This is a genomic window from Streptomyces glaucescens (genome assembly GCF_002154375.1).
Taxonomy (GTDB): domain Bacteria; phylum Actinomycetota; class Actinomycetes; order Streptomycetales; family Streptomycetaceae; genus Streptomyces; species Streptomyces glaucescens.
Window position 1 is genome coordinate 465 of record NZ_MUND01000644.1, and the last position, 1260, is coordinate 1724.

Here is a 1260-nt window from a genome sequence, read left to right on the forward strand (position 1 = left end):
CGGCGTCCCGGCGGCCCTGCTGGTCGGGCATGTCCGGCTGGCGCCCGGCGAGGCCCTGTTCCTCGGGGCGGGCGTGCCCCACGCCTATCTGCGGGGACTGGGCGTGGAGATCATGGCCGCCTCGGACAATGTGCTGCGCTGCGGCCTGACGAACAAGCATGTGGACGTACCCGAGTTGCTGCGCGTCGTCCGCTTCGCCGCCCTCCGGACACCGGTGGTGCGCCCGGTGCGCGCAGGGGACGGCGAAGAGGAGGTGTACCCGGCGCCCGTCGACGACTTCCGGCTGTCACGTCTCGTCCGGGGAGCGGGAGACGGCGTCCGCGTCCTGCCCGGGTCCCGGCCGCAGATCCTGGTCTGCACCGAGGGCGCGATACGCCTCACCGCCGCCGGGGACGAGGTCGTGCTCACGGCGGGCGGGTCCGCCTACGTACGGGCCGGGGAGGAGGTCGCCGTCTCCGGAACGGGCACGCTGTTCCGGGCCACCGCCGTAGCGGCGGACGACAACTGAAGCAGCCACTGAACTCAACCGGTTTCGCAGAAGCTGTTGTCCGCCCGGCAGTCCCGTTCCAGCCTCTCTGTCAGCCGCCGATCGAAGGACGATTTTCCGCCGCCGCTTTCGATGCGAGGACGTCAACAGATGTCCGTCGTCGGCGACTCAGCGTCCCGCTGCCCGGTGTGAGCCGCCGTCGAAGGCCCGGGCAGCGGGATGACCAACCGGCTCGGAAAATCTGCCCCCTTCGGTCCGCCGGCGCCCCACGTCGGCCGGACCGGACGAACCGGCCCCAACCCCACCACGACCGGCCGTGCCGTGCCGAGCTGTGCCGTGCCGTCCGGGCCTGCCCGGAGACCGGCCCCACGAGCCACCACCCTCGGGAGCAGCATGAGGAAGACTGGCCACCGCGGTCTGCTGGCCATGGCCGCCACGGTCCTGGCCGCGCCGCCCACCGCACAGGCCCAGACGGAGTCCGGGACACAGGCCGCAGCGGGCTTCCGCGTCGCCGACGGAAGGCTTCTGGACGCGACCGGCAGGGACTTCGTCCCGCGCGGCCTCAACCACGCCGCGCCTGGTACCCCACCAGGACGCCGCAGGCCCTGAAGGACATCAAGGCGCTGGGCGCCAACTCCGTGCGCGTGGTGCTCGCCACGGGCGACCGCTGGACCAGGAACGACACCGCCGATGTCGCGGCCGTCGTGGCCCAGCGCAAGCAGAACCGGCTCGTCTGCGTCCTGGAGGCACACGACACCACCGGCTACGGCGAG

At 72.5% G+C, this 1260-nt stretch carries 1 protein-coding gene and 1 pseudogene; both read left to right on the forward strand.

Features of this window, described 5'->3' with window-relative positions; genetic code table 11:
• Nucleotides 1-508, forward strand: a pseudogene (locus CCN42_RS45050) (cupin domain-containing protein); the annotation flags it as partial.
• A 372-nt stretch (nucleotides 509-880) separates the two neighbouring features.
• Nucleotides 881-1096, forward strand: a complete 216-nt coding sequence (locus CCN42_RS46290; protein WP_422641233.1) for a hypothetical protein — start codon at nucleotides 881-883, stop codon at nucleotides 1094-1096.
• Nucleotides 1097-1260 lie beyond the last annotated feature (164 nt).

Coding starts and splice junctions, on each gene's coding strand:
- CCN42_RS46290 (WP_422641233.1), top strand. CDS start 881: ATGAGGAAGACTGGCCACCGCGGTCTGCTGGCCATGGCCGCCACGGTC.